General features: G+C 61.6%; 15 protein-coding genes. 7 read left to right on the top strand and 8 right to left on the bottom strand.

The features are described 5' to 3' along the window. Positions 1-40: 40 nt before the first annotated feature. Positions 41-892, bottom strand: a complete 852-nt coding sequence (gene motA / locus ACIPQ1_RS18760; protein WP_207965194.1) for a flagellar motor stator protein MotA — start codon at positions 890-892, stop codon at positions 41-43. A 166-nt stretch (positions 893-1,058) separates the two neighbouring features. On the opposite strand from motA, the gene ACIPQ1_RS18755 reads away from it, so the two are divergent. The 6 genes from ACIPQ1_RS18755 (at position 1,059) to ACIPQ1_RS18730 (ending at position 8,085) form a co-directional block, all read left to right on the top strand. Beyond that, complete coding sequence (locus ACIPQ1_RS18755) at positions 1,059-2,597, top strand: HDOD domain-containing protein (RefSeq protein ID WP_411386338.1); 1,539 nt, start codon at positions 1,059-1,061, stop codon at positions 2,595-2,597. Positions 2,598-2,639: 42 nt separating this feature from the next. Further along, complete coding sequence (locus ACIPQ1_RS18750) at positions 2,640-3,455, top strand: rhodanese-like domain-containing protein (RefSeq protein WP_411386337.1); 816 nt, start codon at positions 2,640-2,642, stop codon at positions 3,453-3,455. A 19-nt stretch (positions 3,456-3,474) separates the two neighbouring features. Next, a complete protein-coding gene (gene asd, locus ACIPQ1_RS18745) occupies positions 3,475-4,338 on the top strand; it encodes an archaetidylserine decarboxylase (protein ID WP_250962827.1) in 864 nt (287 codons plus the stop codon). A gap of 104 nt (positions 4,339-4,442) precedes the next feature. Then, entirely contained in the window at positions 4,443-5,663 is a 1,221-nt protein-coding gene (locus ACIPQ1_RS18740) for an O-antigen ligase family protein (protein ID WP_250962826.1), read from the top strand. Then, complete coding sequence (locus ACIPQ1_RS18735) at positions 5,653-6,231, top strand: serine acetyltransferase (RefSeq protein ID WP_250962825.1); 579 nt, start codon at positions 5,653-5,655, stop codon at positions 6,229-6,231. The genes ACIPQ1_RS18740 and ACIPQ1_RS18735 overlap by 11 nt, the downstream gene beginning before the upstream one ends. A 93-nt stretch (positions 6,232-6,324) precedes the next feature. Further along, on the top strand, positions 6,325-8,085 hold the full coding sequence (locus ACIPQ1_RS18730; protein WP_446534595.1) for a molecular chaperone: 1,761 nt from the start codon (positions 6,325-6,327) through the stop codon (positions 8,083-8,085). A gap of 170 nt (positions 8,086-8,255) precedes the next feature. On the opposite strand, the gene serB is transcribed toward ACIPQ1_RS18730, so the two are convergent. Continuing rightward, a complete protein-coding gene (gene serB / locus ACIPQ1_RS18725; RefSeq protein WP_053117868.1) occupies positions 8,256-9,470 on the bottom strand; it encodes a phosphoserine phosphatase SerB in 1,215 nt (404 codons plus the stop codon). A gap of 133 nt (positions 9,471-9,603) precedes the next feature. Here serB and ACIPQ1_RS18720 point away from each other — a divergent pair, with 133 nt between their 5' ends. Further along, complete coding sequence (locus ACIPQ1_RS18720; protein WP_446534594.1) at positions 9,604-11,121, top strand: AhpA/YtjB family protein; 1,518 nt, start codon at positions 9,604-9,606, stop codon at positions 11,119-11,121. A gap of 404 nt (positions 11,122-11,525) precedes the next feature. On the opposite strand, the gene ACIPQ1_RS18715 is transcribed toward ACIPQ1_RS18720, so the two are convergent. From ACIPQ1_RS18715 to ACIPQ1_RS18690, 6 genes are all read right to left on the bottom strand, one after another. Next, positions 11,526-12,233, bottom strand: coding sequence for a PqiC family protein (locus tag ACIPQ1_RS18715; RefSeq protein ID WP_186708017.1), 708 nt, complete (start codon positions 12,231-12,233; stop codon positions 11,526-11,528). A 179-nt stretch (positions 12,234-12,412) separates the two neighbouring features. Next, complete coding sequence (gene parC, locus ACIPQ1_RS18710; protein ID WP_411386333.1) at positions 12,413-14,677, bottom strand: DNA topoisomerase IV subunit A; 2,265 nt, start codon at positions 14,675-14,677, stop codon at positions 12,413-12,415. A 10-nt stretch (positions 14,678-14,687) separates the two neighbouring features. Continuing rightward, positions 14,688-15,209 carry a retropepsin-like aspartic protease family protein gene (locus tag ACIPQ1_RS18705; RefSeq protein ID WP_446534593.1) on the bottom strand — a complete coding sequence of 174 codons (522 nt, stop codon included), beginning with the start codon at positions 15,207-15,209 and terminating at the stop codon, positions 14,688-14,690. Beyond that, a complete protein-coding gene (locus ACIPQ1_RS18700; RefSeq protein WP_250962819.1) occupies positions 15,206-16,192 on the bottom strand; it encodes an esterase-like activity of phytase family protein in 987 nt (328 codons plus the stop codon). The genes ACIPQ1_RS18705 and ACIPQ1_RS18700 overlap by 4 nt, the downstream gene beginning before the upstream one ends. Beyond that, the gene (parE, locus tag ACIPQ1_RS18695) at positions 16,192-18,096 is read right to left on the bottom strand and encodes a DNA topoisomerase IV subunit B (protein ID WP_122567328.1); all 1,905 of its coding nucleotides are present in this window, start codon (positions 18,094-18,096) and stop codon (positions 16,192-16,194) included. The genes ACIPQ1_RS18700 and parE overlap by 1 nt, the downstream gene beginning before the upstream one ends. A 41-nt stretch (positions 18,097-18,137) precedes the next feature. Further along, a complete protein-coding gene (locus ACIPQ1_RS18690) occupies positions 18,138-18,746 on the bottom strand; it encodes a YqiA/YcfP family alpha/beta fold hydrolase (RefSeq protein WP_446534592.1) in 609 nt (202 codons plus the stop codon). Positions 18,747-18,840 lie beyond the last annotated feature (94 nt).

Below are 18,840 nucleotides of genomic sequence, written 5' to 3'. Positions count from 1 at the left end.
GTCACTCGCCAAAAAAGGAACGTATTTGTAAAGCAAAGCACTAGCGACCGCGAACCGCTTGTTCCAGCTCGGCGAAGCTTGGACGGTGCGCTGGGTACAGGACCTTGCGACCGAACTCCACCGCCAGCGATGGCGGCATGCCCGAGGCCGAGGCCACCAGGGAAGCCTTGATGGCTTCGTAGACGTTGAGTTCTTCCTTGGCATCATGGGCCAGGGAATGGGCCAGCGGGCCGAAGAAGCCATAGGCGGCCAAGATACCGAAGAAGGTACCTACCAGCGCCGCACCCACGTGCAGGCCGATGGACGCCTGGTCGCCTTCGCCCAGGGAGGCCATGGTCACCACGATCCCCAATACCGCCGCGACGATACCGAAGCCCGGCATGCCGTCGGCGATGCCGTTGACCGCGTGGGACGGGTGCTCCAGGTCTTCCTTGAGGCTGTACAGCTCCATGTCGAACAGGCCTTCGAGCTCATGGGGCGCCATGTTGCCGGACGACATGATGCGCAGGTAATCGCAGATGAACGCCGTCATGCGCTCATCCTTCAGCACCGACGGATACTTGGCGAAAATCGGGCTGGCGGCGGCATCTTCGATGTCGCCTTCAATCGCCATCATGCCTTCGCGGCGGCTTTTATTGAGGATTTCGTAGATCAGCCCCAGCACCTCCAGATAGAAGGTGTGGCTGAAACGCGAGCCGAACATGCTCAAGGATTTCTTGAGCACGTGCATCGTCATATAGCCAGGGTTGGCCTGCAAGAATGCGCCGAGGGCAGCACCACCGATGATCAACACCTCGAAGGGTTGGATCAGGGCGGCGATCTTGCCGTGGGAGAGCACGTATCCGCCGAGCACGCTCGCGAACACGACAATGATGCCGATAATTTTAGCCATAGATAGAAAGTACTTACTTAAGTCGGGTTCAAGGTCATATTCGGAAGCTGAAAAATCTCTTCTTCTACTTATCGGCAAAACTGCGCCAGACTATAGGCTGTTCTGGCGAAAAGCCAATTAGCCCCGTTCCGGGCGTAGAGAATTCATACGATGATCACGTCCAGCCATGACTAACGAAACCAAGGTTCCAACGCCCCGGCCGACCACCCTCGACGGCTGGGTGAAGCTGCTCAACGGCGTGCATCTGCCGGTGCCCCAGGCCAGCCACGACCTGGTCTGCAAGGCCCTCGCCGACAGCCGTCGCTCATTGCGCGACATCGCCGACCTGATGCAGGACAGCCCCGCGCTGGCCCTGAGCGTCATCCGCGAGGCCAACCATCACACCCATGGCAGCCTCGCTGAGCCTGCGGAAAATCTCGAAGTGGCCATCAACCGCCTCGGTCTCAAGCGTACCGAGGAGTTGCTCGCCCGCCTGCCCTCATTGCCGGGGCACGAAATCCCTGTTGCCTTGCGCCAGCTGCAATTGATCAGCCAGCACGCCACGCAACAGGCCAATGGTTTTTTCGCCAGCCGCCTGGCGCGGCTGTGGCAAGACATCCACTGGGGCAGCCTGTTGTTCCTGTCGCCGCTCTGGCCGTTGGCCCTGACTCACCCACGGTTGCTCGGGGAATGGGAATTGCGAGTCGTCCATAAAGGCGAGTCCGCACGCAAGGTCGAGCGCGAACTGTTCGGCGTCCGCCTGCTGGAGATCTGCCTGGCGCTGGTGGAGACCTGGCGTTTGCCGATCTGGGTGGCGCAAGGTTATCGCCTGTTGCTCAACGAACGCCGCGAACTGGTGAAAGTCCTGCGCATCGCCCGGGACAGCGAACATCCGCTGCGCCAGCAGAATCGCCTGGACGACGACCCAACCCTGCGGCGCTGGCTCAACCAGCCGGCCAACACCGTGTTGCTGGCCAACGGCCTGGCCCTCGCGGCGCAGCAGGCCTGGGACAGCCCTCACAACACTCGCTGGCAATACCTCGCCAGTTTGTATCTGCAAATGTCGATGGATGAAATCCAGCAGCAGTTGCACCAACAAGCCGCCAACAGCGCACGTCATCACGCCATGCCGGACCTCTGGCACCCGGCCGTGGCGCTGATCTGGCCTTGGGGCAGCCGCCGTATCCACCCCGGCTTGCTGCCCGCCGCGCCGCCCAGCGCCCAGGACCTGAGCCAGTGGCGCAAGCAATGTTCCGCCATGCTGGTGGAGCCGAGCCCCTTCCTCAACGCCATGCACCTGACCACGTCGGCACGGGACGCCCTGGTGGCCTGCGGCATGCGCCGGGTGATGATCCTGATGGCCGACCGCAGCCAGACCAGCGTGCGCGTTCACCAGACCGCCGGTTTGCCCAAGGAAGCTGCGGCCACGAGCTTTACCATCAGCCAGAGCAAAATCTTGCAACGATTGCTGGCCCAGCAGGCCCAGGTTCGCCTGAACCCGGACAACAACGCGCAGTTTTCGGCGCTATTACCGCCGGGCATGCGCAGCCTGTTCCGCGGCGAGCACCTGTTGTTGCGCTCACTGACGTGCAATGGCCGGGTGATCATGCTGGTGGCGGTGGACCAGGGCGGCGGACCGTTCTCGGACGTCACGGTGCAAGCTTTCGGCAAAACCGTGCAATGCATCGAAAGGGCCCTGCATACCTTTACCAACCGCGGCCGCTGAACTTGATACAATCCTTTCCCTTTGCGCCCCTGGAGACCTCACATGCCTGACTTCTCTGGCTTGCCGCTGGTGATCGAGCCGAGCGAACTGCTGCCGCGCCTCGACGCCCGCGAACTGATTCTGGTGGACCTGACCAGCGCCGCCCGCTACAGCACCGGGCATGTCCCTGGCGCACGCTTCGTCGACCCCAAGCGTACCCAGCTCGGCCAACCGCCAGCGCCGGGCCTGCTGCCGGCCAAAGCCGACCTCGAAGCCCTGTTCGGCGAACTCGGGCACCACCCGGATGCGGTCTACGTGGTCTATGACGATGAAGGCGGCGGCTGGGCCGGGCGGTTTATCTGGCTGCTGGACGTGATCGGCCACGGGAACTACCACTACCTCGACGGCGGCTTGGTGTCGTGGCTGGATGAAGGCCTGCCGGTGTCCATCGACGTTCCTGCACCCGTTGCAGGTCCGATCAGCCTGACGCTGCACGACGCTCCCACCGCCACCCGTGAATACCTGCAAAGCCGTCTCGGCGCTGCCGACCTGGCCATCTGGGACGCTCGCGGCCCGCTGGAATACTCCGGCGAGAAAGTCGTCGCGGCCCGGGGCGGACACATTCCCGGCGCGGTCAATTTCGAATGGACCGCCGGCATGGACAAGGCGCGCAACTTGCGCATCCGCAAAGACATGCCGCAAATCCTCGAACGATTGGGCATCACCCCTGATAAAGAAATCATCACCCACTGCCAGACTCACCACCGCTCTGGCTTCACCTACCTGGTGGCCAAGGCGCTCGGTTATCCACGGGTCAAAGGCTATGCCGGTTCCTGGGGCGAATGGGGCAACCACCCCGATACACCCATCGAGCTTTGAAGGTTCTTAAGGACAGTTAATGAAAAACCGTTTATTCATCCTCACCCAATACCTGCTGCCCCACCACCTGCTGTCGCGGCTGGCCGGCTGCATTGCCGAATGCCGCGTGCGCTGGTTCAAGAACGCCTTCACCACGTGGTTTGCCAAGCGCTACCAAGTGGACATGTCCCAGGCCTTGGTGGAAGACCTGACGGCCTACGAGCACTTCAACGCCTTCTTTACCCGTGCCCTGAAGGACGGCGCCCGCCCGCTGGACGAAACCCCGGGCGCGATTCTCAGCCCCGCCGACGGTGCCGTCAGCCAGCTCGGCCCGATCGAACACGGCCGGGTATTCCAGGCCAAGGGCCACAGCTTCAGCGTGCTGGAACTGCTGGGCGGTGACGCGGCCAACGCAGCGCCGTTCATGGGTGGCGATTTCGCCACCATCTACCTGTCCCCCAAGGACTACCACCGCGTGCACATGCCACTGGCGGGCACCCTGCGGGAAATGGTCTACATCCCCGGGCGGATTTTCTCGGTCAACCAGACCACGGCCGAAAACGTGCCGGAGCTGTTCGCCCGTAACGAGCGCGTCGCGTGCATTTTCGACACCGAACGTGGGCCGATGGCGGTGGTACTGGTGGGCGCGATGATCGTGGCCTCCATCGAAACCGTCTGGGCCGGGCTGGTGACGCCGCCCAAGCGCGAGCTGAAAACCTTCCGTTACGACGAAGCCGCACGTGCGCCGATTCATCTGGAAAAAGGTGCCGAACTGGGGCGCTTCAAGCTGGGTTCGACCGCCATCGTGCTGTTCGGTCCGGACCAGGTGAAATGGGCCGAAGACCTGGTGGCCGGTTCGCCGGTGCAGATGGGTCAAGGACTGGCACTACCCAACGCTCGATGAGATAGCCTGCGGCGCAATCAACATGAGTCGCTACCCTCGCCGACGCTGCCACACTTACGCCTTGGAGTTTTGTCCTGGCCCCTTTCACTACCCTTGGAATAGGTATGACACGTTCGGCTTTTTCCAGATTCACCTTGCTTGTCTTGATGATCGGCTTCATTGCGCACCTGACGGGACTGCTGTTCATTACCGACGGCAGCACCTACACCACGATATCCAACGCGGGTCTTTTTATACCCGCGTTGCTCTTATGTGTGCTCGATGCGCGCCTACGTCAAAACATTGTCCAAAAGCCCTACTGGCCGGTACTGCTGGTACTGGTCTTTTCGCTGCTGGTAGCGCTGCTGAATCCCGGGTCCGAAGCCTCCGCCTACGGACAATTCAAAACCGTGTTGTACGTAATGTTGTACCTGAGCGCGATTCATATACTGGCCCGAGAAGAACTGCTTGAAAAAAGCCTGACGCTTGCCTTTGTGATCGCGGGTTTATTTGCAATTGCCGGTTTGATCATCCACTTCACCCAGCAGGACCAGAACATTTTTTTCTCCGGCAAACGTTTGTACAACTTGGGCTATGGCAACTATGCCAACTTCAAGAACCCCATCATTGCGGCGCTGTATTACGGCTTTTTCGGCATTTACGGGTTCCACTTGTTAATGACCAAAACCTTCGGGCCGTGGGTCAGAACGTTGTTCATGGCCTGTGTGCTAGGCCTTTCGCTGTACCTGTTCTGCACGCTTTCAAGAGCCGTCTGGCTTGGATATGGCTTGGCAATCGCTACGAGCATTCTTCTTCACCATAGTTTGAGGTCGAGGAAATGGTTGTGCCTGGCCGGCGTAATATTCCTTGCCGTGTCGGTATGGCTATGGCCCGTCATTGTCACACAGCAAAGTCGTGGCTTCAGCCTTCGCGACGTGATCTGGACAGGCTGGTTGGACCGCATTGACGAGTTCTGGCTGTTTGGTGCCGGGGCGGGCAGTAATTTTGATATCTGCATATCCGAAGTGCGTTGCTACAACCAAGTCCATAATCTCTTCCTGCAGTATTTTTACGAATTCGGCGTGACAGGTGCAGTACTGTTGTTGGTGACCATCGCTTATGTTTTCAAGCGCGCGATCGACACGAAGACGTGGCACCATCCCGTCGGTTCGGTAGGCTTGCCCCTGCTTATCTTCGGGGTTGTAACGGCTCTATTCGACTACCACACGGTGTTCAACAGGCCTGGCGTCTATTGGATCGTTTTCTGGCTGCCTATAGGAATGATTCTGTCCCAGAGGTTCGTACCAGGCACGCCTCGCGGCAAAGAGGTCGTCGATGCTTCTTGATATCTTCCGATCAGCCAAACACTACTGGCATATCGAAATCCTCGGCGGTCTCGATAAACCGTTCAGGTGGAAACGGCTTTACCAAAAATGTCAGCGCATCAACAGGTACCGCTACCTTTTCTGGTTCCGCCTGGCATACGCCATGCACCAGCAGGACAGCAAATTCTGGAGACGGCGTGGCAAGCTGCTCAACGAACGCATCAGCCGCCAGTTCAATGTAGAGATCATGCTGGGCGCCACCGTCGGGGAAGGCCTATGGATTGCCCATCCGAATGGAATCGTCATCACATCGCACGCCATCATTGGAAAAAATTTCAAGATCTGGCAGAACTGCACGCTGGGTATCAAGGGGCAAAGCGATACCGCAGTATTGCGCATTGGCGACGGCGTCCGGATACATGCTCATGCCTGCATCATCGCTGACCATTTGGAGCTGGGTGACAATGTGATCATTGGCGCAGGCGCCTTCGTCAACAAGAGCGTCCCGGCCAACCACCTGTACATCACCAAGAGCGTCGGTGAAATGAAGGAATACGATCCCGCTTCAATGGGCCGCCTGCAGGACTAGGTCACACCAGGGGTCGCGGTAGCATGATCTTTCGGCTACACCTGCTAGAGTTGGATACATCCTTTTCGTTTCCCGCCGGAGCCTGTCCACGGCATGAATGAGACCAGCCCTCTCCAGCTATTGCGCGTCCTGACCCCGACACAATCACGCCTGTCGTTCTGCGATGCTACGCCAAAGGACCTCAAGCGCTGGATCGCCAACCTGCCCAAGGCCAACATCGGCGAGACCGCCCGCCTGCTGTACCAGGCCCTTGGCGAACTCAACCAACTGCTCACCCCCAGCGACAATCGCCTGCAACTGCTCGAACTGCTGCGGCCCGAGGTGTACTACGTCTGCAAGCACCTGGAGCGGCACTTCCTGCAACAGGCCATCGTGCTGGACGATCGCTCGCGCAAGATCGTCAACCTGTGCCAGGCCCTGCAAACCCAACTGGCGATGGGCTACAAACAGATCGTGGCGCGTATCGCGTCCAAATACACCAAGGATCGGGCCCGCCTGCTGAGCACCGCGTTGCAACGGGCGCTGCATGCCCTCAACGGCCCGCTGCTGCGTGCCAGCCAACTTTACAGCCCTGTGCCCGAGGGACTTTGGCTCGATCTGCATCAGTTGTACCGGATCGCCTGCCAGCACCGGCTACAGCACCTGAGCGTGAGTGACGAACTGGCCAGCCAGGTTCATCAATTGAACGCCGAGCAAACCTATGTCGTCGCGCTGTTGCTGGGCGCATCACGCAGCAATCAGCTGCGCCAGAGCCAGATCGGGCGACTGACCGAAACGCTCGAATCTTGGAGCCAGTGGGTCAAGCTGGACCCTGCCACCAGCGCTACCAGCCTGTTCGCGGTCGCTCCGGAGCTGGATGTCGGGCCACGCTATCGCTCCAAGTTCCGCGCCGAACAGCAGCCGACCTTGCAGGGCTTCGATCCACAGCCACTGGTGCGGGCGATCGCCACTCATTTGGAACAGCCTGCCGATAACACCCTGCCAGTCCCTGGCGGCATGAGTGCCGATACATTGCATCATCTGCAGGCCGCCTGGGGCGAAGCGGCTGAGCGCAGCTTCCAGCGCACCGAGGGCAATGGCACGCTGACGCTGTGCGTGGGCATGAGTGCGTTGCACTACTACCTCGGCGGTGAGCGCTCGTTCAACGAAATACTGAAAAGCCCGACTGCTCGCAAAGCCCGCTTCGAAGCCACGCCAAGCAAGACCAACGACACCTGGAGCCAGGCTTTCGACGCCGCCCCGACAGGCGAAAACGACCTGCTGCCCTACGAAGAAATCGAATACCCGGTCAACCCGAGCGATGACGACGGCAGTCACTCCGACAACCAGCATCACTTCCCCACCTACGACCTGCCGATCATCAACCACAGCCCTGGCGGCTACTGCCTAGGCTGGCCCAAGGAAGTGCCGGAACAACTGCAAGCAGGGGAAATGATCGGCATCCGCGATGCCAGCGACCAGGCCTGGAGTGTCGCCGTGGTGCGCTGGATCCGCCAGGTGCGCAACGGCGCCATGCAAATGGGTATCGAACTGGTCGCCCCCCATGCCCAGCCGTGCGGACTGCAACTGGTGCGGGACGAAAATGATCACGGCCATTATCTGCGCGGGCTGTTGCTTCCCGAGATCAGTGCGATTGACCTGCCCCCGACCATGATCGCCCCACGCCTGCCGTTTCAGGAGGGCCAGCGGGTATTGATCAACACCAATGGCCAGGAACGCCGCGCCGGCCTGGACCGACGGGTGACCAGCACGCACAGTTTCAATCAGTTTTCCTACCACCCGGAAGACTCGGCCGAAACCGGGGATGGCGGCGATCAGGAAGGGAATTTCGATTCGTTGTGGAAGTCGCTGTAGGAGCTGCCGAGCGAAGCGAGGCTGCGATCTTTCCAAGACCCATTGAGTCTCAAGCGAAGATCAAGATCAAGATCAAGATCAAAAGATCGCAGCCTTCGGCAGCTCCTACACGGGCCAGCGGGAGCGAGCTCCCTCGCCACAAAAGCATGCACTCCAAACCGGCGTGTAAGTCAGAGCTGCCCGTCCCGATCCCGGAAACCCAGCAGGTACAACACCCCATCCAGCCCCAGGGTGGAAATCGCTTGCCGGGCCGACTGCTTGACCAGCGGCTTGGCACGGAACGCCACGCCCAGGCCCGCGATCGCCAGCATCGGCAAGTCGTTGGCGCCGTCACCCACGGCGATGGTCTGCTCCAGGCGCAGGCCTTCTTTTTCAGCCAGTTCGCGCAGCAGGTCCGCCTTGCGCTGGGCATCGACGATCGGCTCGACGGCCACGCCGGTCACCTTGCCGTCCACCACTTCCAATTCGTTGGCAAACACGTAGTCGATGCCGAGCTTGGCCTGCAGTTGCTTGGCAAAGTAGGTGAAGCCGCCGGACAGGATGGCGGTCTTGTAGCCCAGGCGCTTGAGTTCGGCGAACAGGGTCTCGGCGCCTTCGGTCAGGCGCAGGGAAGCGCCGATGGAGTCGAGCACGCTGACGTCCAGGCCTTGCAGCAGGGCCAGGCGCTCCTTGAAGCTGGCGCGGAAATCCAGCTCGCCGGCCATGGCTCGCTCAGTGATGGCCGAGACCTTGTCGCCTACACCGGCCGCCTTGGCCAGTTCGTCGATGACTTCAGCTTCGATCAGCGTCGAGTCCATGTCGAACACTGCCAGGCGGCGGTTACGGCGGAACAGCGAGTCTTCCTGGAAGGCGATGTCGACGTTCAGTTCCTGGGCCACGCTGAGGAACTCGGCACGCAACGCCTGGGGGTCGGCGGGCTCGCCGCGCACCGAAAACTCGATGCAGCCCTTGCCCTTGTCGGCCGGCGTGTCCAGGGGCATGCGCCCGGACAGGCGGTCGATGTGGTCGATGTTCAGGCCATATTGGGCGGTGATCGAGCTGACACGCTGCAATTGCTCGGCGGTCACCTTGCGGGTCAACAGGGTCACGATGTGGCGCTTCTTGCCCTGGCCGGCCACCCACTGCTGGTAATCGTCCTCGGACACCGGGGTGAAGCGCACCTGCTGGTCGAGCTTGTAGGCGGTGAACAGGATGTCCTTGAGCACGGACTTGCTTTGTTCGGCGTCCGGGATTTCCACCAGGATGCCGAACGACAGCGTGTCATGGATCACCGCCTGACCGATGTCGAGAATGTTCACACCACCCTGGGCCAGAACGCCGGTAATGGCCGCAGTCAGACCCGGACGGTCGCTGCCAGTGATGTTTATCAGGACGATTTCGCGCAAGGCGCACCCCCGCAGGTGGAAAAAAACCGCATTCTACCCACATTCAGTGACCATCGGGCACCGCCAGTGCTTTGCCGGTCATGGGGCTGTCGCTATACTGCGCGTCAATTTCACGGACAAAGAGCCGAGCTCAGTGAACCGGCCCACGCCAGTCAAAACCGACAACTTCTTCCTGCTGATCTTCCGTGCACTGCGTCACCGTCGTGTGCCGATTGCATTGCGCATTGCCAGCCATAACGTAATCCTGGTCGCCCTGGCCCTGGTCATCTATGCCTGCGTGATGGGTTTGCAATTCAAGCAGGCGATGCACGAGCAGGCCGATGCCCTGGGTGAAAGCCTGACCACCCAGACCGCCACGTCCGCCACCGAGCTGCTGGTGTCCAATGACATCCTCAGCCTCAACGTGCTGCTCAACAACCTGACCAAGAACAAGCTGGTGGCCCACGCCGCCATCTACAGCGTGGACAACCGCATCCTCGCCGAGGCCGGGCAGCGGCCCAAGCCTGGCCTGCTGGGCGAGTCCGGCGGCATGTACCAGAGCAAGATCACCTTCCAGGACGTGACCGCCGGGCAACTGCGCATCAGCCTGGACATGGACCAGTTCCAGCAACCGATGACCATCAGCCTGCAAAGCATGGGCATCCTCAGCGCGATCCTGCTGGCACTGGCATTGGCCTTGAGCCTGCGCCTGGGGCGGCACATCTCCACGCCGCTGTTGCAACTGCGCGTCTGGCTGCGGGACATCGATGAACACACGCCCGCCACCCAGCGCCAGGACGAAATCGGCGACCTGGCCCGGCAACTGCACGCCAGCTTCGCGCCGGAACCTGAGCCGGTGCCGGAACCTGAAGACATTGACTACGTGGACGACGACGAGGCCGAGCCGGGTTTCGAAGTGCGTAACCTGCGCGATCCGGGCTTCGACGAAAGCCAGCCGATGCCCGCCTCCAAACCGGCGCCACGTCATGTGGTGCGCACGGTAGAAGACGAGGAAGACGATGACGCCTTCGCCGACCTGCGTGACGAATCCGTCGACGGAGCACCTCGACCGGTCGCCAGGCCTGTTGCCTCGGACCGGCCCCAGCACAGCGCCGTATTGGCCGTGCAGTTGGGCGCCCAGGATCAACTGCGCCGCCTGCCCCAGGCGCGCCTGAAGGAATTGCTCGAGCGCTACCGCGACTGCCTCGACCAGGCCGCATCGCTCTACCAGGGCGAATTGCACACCCTGAACGACGGCAGCACGCTGATGCTGTTCCACACCGAAGACAGCGGCGACGATTACCTGACCAACGCCATTTGCTGCGGTGAGTTGCTGCGTGCCTTGGGTCACCAATTGCAGATCGAAGTCGCCGACAGCGGCATTACCCTGCAACTGCAATTGGGCCTGACTTTGGGTGATGGCTTGTTCGGCCTGAGCCAGATCGACCTGCTGCTGACCGAAACCGCCCAGGACGCCCTGGCACTGTCGCAACACAGCCGCAACCTGCTGCTGGTGGAGCGCAAGATCAACGACGACGCCCTGATCCGCCAACGCGCCCGCATCCGCCCCATCGCCAGCCCCGAAGGCGCGTGCTGCGTGGAGCGCTTGATGGAGCCTTACCCGTCGATGCTGGAGCGGCAGCTGGCGCGGATGCATGAGCGCCAGGTCTGAGCCTGATTGCCTGAAATAACGAAGCCCGCAGATGAGGATTGTCTGCGGGCTTTTTTGTGCCTTCAATGCCGCCATCGCGAGCAGGCTCGCTCCCACAGGGGTCTATGCAAGCTACAGATCCGCACTGAACCCGTGGCGAGGGAGCTTGCTCCCGCTGGGCTGCGCAGCAGCCCCAAGACCAATCACACCGGGCCCCAGGCGAATGATTGCCTGCGGGCTTTTTTGTGCTTTCAATGCCGCCATCGCGAGCAAGCTCGCTCCCACAAGGGATCTGTGGCTCGCAGGAACCCCTGTGGGAGCGAGCTTGCTCGCGATGAGGCCAGCACAACCACTGGAGAATTCCATCCGACAGAAACAACAAAGCCCGCATCACTGCGGGCTTCGTCGTATATCCGGTCCAGGCATCAGAACCTGAACACTTCCATGTCCGTACGAATTGGCAAGGCCATGGGGATCTTGTCCTTTTCCTTTTCCACCGGTTTGGCCGGGGCAGGCGCGGACTTACGGGGCACTGCTTCAGCGACAGGCGGCTGGTTGGCCAGGGGCTTGAGCGACACCGACAGCTGTTCGGCCAGGCGTTGCAGAAGCACGCCCTGGGCCTGGACCTGTGCCGCGGTGGTGCCGGCATGGACCTCTTGCAGATGTACGATGCGGTTCTCACGCACCTTGCCACGACGGTCGATCAATCGCCATTGGGCATCGAGCACTGCCGGCTGATCCTTGCCCGAGTCCAGGCGAGTAATCGACAGCAGCACTTGTACATCCGGGGTGAAGCCCTGGGTCGCAGGTGCCAGCACCACGCGCTGGCTGTCCAGATGCCCGGCGACTTGGCGCAGCAGCAATTGATCGATGTCAGAGGAAAGGCTGCCGGCCCAACGACCGTCAGTGGCGGCCTGCAGGCTGCCGTCCGGTTGACGTTGCAACAAGGTTTCACGCTGCAGGTAGTCAGCGATCAGAACCGGGCCGAGCAATACGGCCATGCCTGTGCTTTGCGCAGGCTGGGACGGGGTTCCGCTGTCCAGTTGGTACAGCGACACCGGCTGGTTCATGCTGCAGCCCGCCAGGCCAAGCAGGCCGGCGAGCCACAAAATAGGGAGGCGCAGAGCAGTCATCGTTCCGTCCAGGTGGCAGCCACAAGGCTTGCCACAGTGAAAAAATACTCGGTCATTATGAAGAACGCTCGGCCACGCCGGCGCTTGAAAGGGCCTATCATCCGTGAATATGCGCGCCGACTCCAGCGCGAAAGCAACGATCTGCGGCATTTAATCGCAGACCGGGCCCTCTAGTACGCCTAACTGAGGTTTTCGACGAGCAGCGCATCGACCCGCTGAAACCCTCTCGGAAGCTTATTGCCCCGACGACCACGTTCACCCTTGTAATGCTCAAGATCGTCTGCTTTCAACGAAAGCGTGCGCTTGCCTGCCTGCAGCACAAGCGTCGCACCCTCCGGTAACACTGCAATATCCGTGACAAACTCTTCACGACTGGCGACCCGTTCGCCGGAAATACCAATAATCTTGTTGCCCTTGCCTTTACCCAGCTGTGGCAGGTCACTGATCTTGAACACCAGCAACCGGCCTTCGGTGGTGACCGACGCCAGCCAGTTGCTCTCCCGATCGGCAACCGGACGCGGCGCAATCACCTTGGCGTTGTTCGGCAGGCTCAACAACGCCTTGCCCGCCTTGTTCTTGGCTTGCAGGTCCTCTCCCTTGACCACGAACCCGTAACCCGCGTCCGATGCGATTACGTAGAGCCCATCATCATCAGGCATCAGCACGCATTCAAAAGTTGCACCCGGTGGCGGCGTTAAACGACCGGTCAGCGGTTCGCCCTGGCCGCGAGCCGATGGCAGGGTATGGGCCGGCACCGAATAACTGCGTCCGGTGGAGTCGACAAACACGGCAAACTGGTTGGAGCGCCCGGCCGCCAAGGCCTTGAAGCCGTCCCCGGCCTTATAGGAAAGCCCCGTCGCGTCAATATCATGACCCTTGGCCGAACGCACCCAGCCTTTTTCCGACAGCACGACGGTGACTTTCTCGTTCGGCAGCAGATCGTGTTCGCTCAGCGCCTTGGCTTCGGCGCGCTCGACGATCGGCGAACGACGGTCATCGCCGTAGGTCTCGGCGTCCTTGAGCAGTTCGGTGCGCACCAGCTTCTTGAGCTTGGCTTCGCTGCCCAGCAAGGCTTGCAGCTTGGCCTGTTCCTTGAGCAACTCATCCTGCTCGGCCCGCAGCTTCATCTCTTCCAACCGCGCCAACTGCCGCAGGCGGGTGTCGAGGATGTAGTCGGCCTGGATTTCGCTCAGGGCGAAACGCTCGATCAGGCTGGCCTTGGGGTGCTCCTCGGTACGGATGATGTGGATCACTTCATCCAGGTTGAGGTAGGCGATCAGCAAGCCGTCCAACAGGTGCAGGCGGCGCTCGACCTTGTCCAGGCGAAATTGCAGGCGCCGGCGCACGGTCTTGACCCGGAACTCCAGCCACTCCACCAGCAAGGCCCGCAAGTTCTTCAGTTGCGGCTTGCCGTCCAGGCCGATGATGTTGATGTTGACCCGGTAGCTGGACTCCAAGTCGGTGCTGGCGAACAGGTGCTGCATCAGCGCGTCGTGGTCGACCCGGCTGTTGACCGGGATGATCACGATGCGGCACGGGTTTTCGTGGTCGGATTCGTCGCGCAAGTCGGCCACTTGCGGCGCTTTCGACGGTTTTGCCTGCATCATCGCGGCAATCTGTTCCAAGACCTTGGCCCCGGACACCTGATGCGGCAGCGCCGTGACAATGATGTCGCCATCTTCGATGTGGTACACGGCGCGCATGCGCACCGAACCGCGACCGGTCTCGTAGATTTTCAGCAGGTCTGCGCGCGGGGTGATGATTTCGGCTTCGGTCGGATAGTCCGGGCCCTGGATGTGCTCGCAGAGCTGCTCCACCGTGGCTTTCGGTTCGTCCAGCAGACGCACGCACGCCGTGGCCACCTCCCGCAGGTTATGGGGCGGCACGTCGGTGGCCATGCCCACGGCGATGCCGGTGGTGCCATTGAGAAGGATATTCGGCAAACGTGCTGGCAACACCAGGGGTTCGTCGAGGGTGCCGTCGAAGTTCGGCCCCCAGTCCGCGGTGCCCTGGCCCAGTTCGCTGAGCAGCACCTCGGAATAACGCGACAGCCGCGCCTCGGTGTAACGCATGGCCGCGAAGGATTTGGGATCATCCGGCGCACCCCAGTTACCCTGGCCGTCCACCAGCGTGTAGCGATAGCTAAACGGCTGGGCCATCAGCACCATGGCTTCGTAGCAGGCCGAGTCGCCGTGGGGGTGGAACTTACCGAGCACGTCACCGACGGTACGCGCCGATTTCTTGTGCTTGGAATCCGCATCCAGCCCCAGTTCACTCATGGCATAGATGATCCGCCGCTGGACCGGCTTCAAGCCGTCGCCGATGTGCGGCAAGGCGCGGTCCATGATCACGTACATGGAGTAATTGAGGTAGGCATTTTCGGTGAAGTCAGCCAGCGATCGGCGTTCTACGCCGTCTAAGCTGTCTGCAAGAATGTCGCTCATGCGGGCCTCATCAGTTCGTTGTCTGGCGCAACAGCATGGTGCCGTCGCGCTGGGTAAATTCAAGTTTGTTCAGGGCGCTCATGCCCAGCAGCACCTGCGTGCCACCCAGGCCAGGCGCCACCAGGGCACGGACATCGCGCAGCACGATGTCACCCAACTGCAGCCGGTCGATGCGCGTGCGGTAGCCCTCGCTCACACCATTGGCGGTGCTCAAGGTCACGCCGAAACCTTTTTCCAGCTTGAGGCGTTCGGCCAATTCCAACGCAATCGCCACGTCGGTGGCACCGGTGTCGAGCATGAAGTCCACCGGCTGGCCGTTGATCTGGCCGCTGGCGACGAAATGCCCCTGCCGGTTGCCGACTAGCTTCACCTCGATAAAACCTTCGCCTTTTTGCGACTGCACCTGGGCATTGGGGTTGAGTTCCCGCTGCTCCCACTGGGCAAAAAACCGTGTCGCCAGAAACAGCGCCGCGCACCAGGCCAGGATCATCAGCACCCGGCCGGCGCGCTTGCCCGGTGGTTGCTGGCTCACGGCGAGGCACTCCAGCCACCGTCAGGCGCGGCGAAGCGCCAGACAATCGGCCGCTGTTCGCCATCGGCCCGCGTACCGTCGTTGTTGTCCTGGCCGATCCAGGCTCCGTCGGCGTCCACCACCAGCGCTTCGGCCAGCCCATAAGGCTGGGGATAACGACGGTTATCCTGCAACGCCTCGGCGGCGAACGACCAGCAACGTTCCACCTGGACGGTCTGCGGGTCACGCCGGCAGATCTGATAGGCGTTGCGCTCCAAGGTAAACAGCTTGCCATTGAACAATGACAGGTCGGCGAAATCCCGGGAAACCGCCTTGGCCTTGGGGAACTGCGCCGGCTGCATTTCCTGGCCCGCTTCGCTGAGCAAGACACAATTGCCGTCGCAGTCCCACACCGTTTGCTGGCGTTTGATCAGCACCAGGCCGCGACGCTCACGCTCGGCCGCCAACCACAACTGGTCGCCGGCCGGGCTGACCGCAAGGCCTTCGAACAACGCATTGAAATGCAGCAACATGCCACTGGCGCGGGCCTGGCGGATCATCGTCGGGGCAATTTTCAGCCAGGATGCGGCCCCCGTCGGCGGTATGTACAGCACGGCGGCATGGGATTCACTGACCACATAACGATTGCCGGCGCTGTCACAGCTGATGCCTTCGAAATCCAGCTCGCCACCGCGCAGGAACGACGCCGCCCAGGTTCGCGATCTCAAGCCCCAGGGCAAACCGCTGTCAGGCACCTTCGGCACCTCGATTCCAACCGCCTCGGCCTGCCAGACCGGCGCCTCGGAGGGCATGAGGCGATAGATCCGGTCATCGTCGCGATCGGACACGGTCCACATCTCGCCGCCGCACAGCGCCAGCCCGGACAGGTTGCCACCGCGCATGCCGTCGACGGCGTGCTCGGACAGCAGCTTCAATTCCGGCGCTGGCCCTGCGACCACCATCCCCGCCCACAGCCACAACGCCAGGGCGAAACCGTTGCGCATCAGGCCAGTACCTCGGCCAGGTCCCCTTTGGATTCAAGCCAGGACTTGCGGTCGCCGGCGCGTTTCTTGGCCAGCAACATGTCCATCATTTCCGACGTCGCTTCAAAATCATCCAAGGTCAACTGCACCAGGCGGCGGGTATTTGGATCCATGGTGGTTTCGCGCAACTGCGGCGGGTTCATCTCACCCAGGCCCTTGAATCGGGTGACCTGCGGCTTGCCTCGTTTCTTCTCGGCCACCAGGCGGTCAAGGATGCCGTCGCGCTCGGCTTCGTCCAGGGCGTAGTAGATTTCCTTGCCCAGGTCGATGCGGTACAGCGGCGGCATCGCCACGTAGACGTGGCCGGCGTCCACCAGTGGGCGGAAATGCTGGACGAACAAGGCACAAAGCAGCGTGGCAATGTGCAGGCCGTCGGAGTCGGCGTCGGCGAGGATGCAGATCTTGCCGTAGCGCAGCTGGCTCATGTCCGCGGCGCCCGGATCGACGCCAATGGCCACGGCGATGTTATGCACTTCCTGGCTGGCCAGCACTTCACTGCCGTCCACTTCCCAGGTATTGAGGATCTTGCCCCGCAGCGGCAGGATTGCCTGGAACTCTTTATCCCGCGCCTGCTTGGCCGAGCCGCCGGCGGAGTCACCTTCCACCAGGAACAGCTCGGAACGCATCGGGTCCTGCCCGGCGCAATCGGCAAGCTTGCCCGGCAATGCCGGCCCCTGGGTGATGCGCTTGCGCTCGACTTTCTTGCTCGCTTTCAGACGACGACCGGCATTGTTGATCGCCAGCTCCGCCAGGGCCAGGCCGGTTTCCGGGTTGGCGTTGAGCCACAGGCTGAACGCGTCCTTGACCACGCCGGAAACAAACGCCGCCGCCTCGCGAGACGACAGGCGCTCTTTGGTCTGGCCGGAGAATTGCGGTTCCTGCATCTTCATCGACAGGACGAAGGCAATGCGCTCCCAGACGTCTTCCGGCGCCAGCTTCACGCCACGGGGCAGCAGGTTGCGGAACTCGCAGAACTCGCGCATGGCGTCGAGCAGTCCCTGGCGCAAGCCGTTGACGTGGGTACCGCCCTGGGCCGTGGGGATCAGGTTGACGTAGCTTTCCTGGACGCTTTCGCCGCCTTCGGGCAGCCACAACAGCGCCCAGTCCACGGCTTCCTTGTTACCGGCCAGGCTGCCGCAGAACGGCTCGTCGGGCAGGCGCTCGAAACCGCTGACCGCATCCACCAGATAAGAGCGCAGGCCGTCTTCGTAATGCCATTCGACTTTTTCGCCGGTGGCCTTGTCCTCGAAACTGACCAGCAGCCCCGGGCACAACACGGCCTTGGCCTTGAGCACGTGCTTGAGACGGCTGACGGAAAACTTCGGCGAATCGAAATACTTCGGATCCGGGGCGAAATACACGCTGGTCCCGGTGTTGCGCTTGCCGACGGTGCCGACCACTTCCAGCTCGGTGGCCTTGTAGCCGTCGGCGAACGTCATCTGGTATTCATTGCCGTCACGCTTGACCCGCACCCGCACCTGGGTCGACAAGGCGTTGACCACGGAAATACCCACGCCGTGCAGACCGCCGGAGAACTGGTAGTTCTTGTTGGAAAACTTGCCGCCGGCGTGGAGTTTGGTGAGGATCAGCTCGACGCCCGACACACCTTCTTCAGGGTGAATGTCCACCGGCATGCCGCGGCCGTCATCGCTGACTTCCAGCGAGTGATCGGCGTGCAGGATGACCTGCACCGATTTCGCATGCCCGGCCAAGGCTTCGTCGACACTGTTGTCGATGACTTCCTGGGCGAGGTGGTTCGGCCGACTGGTGTCGGTGTACATGCCGGGGCGCTTGCGCACCGGGTCGAGGCCCGAGAGGACTTCGATGGCGTCTGCGTTATAAGAGCTAGCGCTGGGAGTGGCCATGGGGTCTCGTCGTCAGTGTTCAATGAAAAAGGGGCGATGGTTCACAGCGACGTGAAGTCGATCGCCTGGTACAAATCGGCGCCAATGCCGGCAAAACTCAACAATGCCGGTAACTGTTGGGCAAACCCTTGGAAACTGTGGTCGCCGCCGGCCTGGATGCGCAAGGCACAGGCGCGGTAATACTGCTGGGCGTGGCGATAATCCAGGGTTTCGTCACCGGTTTGCAACCATACTTGATACCGCTGCGGATCCCGGGGCGCCGGCACTTCCAGCTCGGCCAGGGCCGTCACGTGGTCGTGGGTCAATTCCCAGGTTTCGTCGGTGTATAAATTCTTCTGCGTCCCCAGGTACCCGTCGAACATCCGATGCGGGCTCACGGCAGGATTGACCAACAGGGCCTTGAGCCCGTGGCGCTCGGCCAAGTGAGTCGCATAGTAGCCGCCGAGCGAGCTGCCGACCAGCAGCGGCCGCCCCAGTTCTGTAATCGCCTGTTCCAGCTGACCGATGGCCTGGCGGGGGTGGTGATGCAGGGCCGGCACCTGTAGCTGGTCGCTGAGGCCAAGGCGTGCCATCACTTCGACCAGTTGGCAGGCTTTGGTCGATGCTGGGGCGCTGTTGAAGCCATGGATATAAAGGATCGAACCCGACATTGCCGACTCCCTGGGTGTTGGGCAAAGGCCGGAGTTTACAGGGAGTTCGAGGTGGTTTGGGGTGTTTTGAATGACACTCCGCTTTGTGGCGAGG

It is taken from the genome of Pseudomonas sp. LARHCG127, assembly GCF_052871455.1.
The sequence above is the reverse complement of the archived record's forward strand: the minus strand, read 5'-3'. Positions and strand labels throughout refer to the sequence as shown.